Annotated in this window: 1 rRNA gene; it reads left to right on the forward strand. The window is 51.4% G+C overall.

Going from position 1 to position 311, the window contains the following annotated elements:
* Positions 1-311 (forward strand): 16S ribosomal RNA (locus J582_RS0105690); the annotation flags it as partial.

The following is a 311-nucleotide window of genomic DNA, read 5'->3' on the forward strand; positions in this document are numbered from 1 at the left end:
CACGGCCCAGACTCCTACGGGAGGCAGCAGTGGGGAATATTGGACAATGGGCGCAAGCCTGATCCAGCCATGCCGCGTGTGTGAAGAAGGCCTTATGGTTGTAAAGCACTTTAAGCGAGGAGGAGGCTACTTTAGATAATACCTAGAGATAGTGGACGTTACTCGCAGAATAAGCACCGGCTAACTCTGTGCCAGCAGCCGCGGTAATACAGAGGGTGCAAGCGTTAATCGGATTTACTGGGCGTAAAGCGCGCGTAGGCGGCTAATTAAGTCAAATGTGAAATCCCCGAGCTTAACTTGGGAATTGCATT

The organism is Acinetobacter sp. 1566109 (assembly GCF_000582255.1).
Taxonomy (GTDB): domain Bacteria; phylum Pseudomonadota; class Gammaproteobacteria; order Pseudomonadales; family Moraxellaceae; genus Acinetobacter; species Acinetobacter nosocomialis.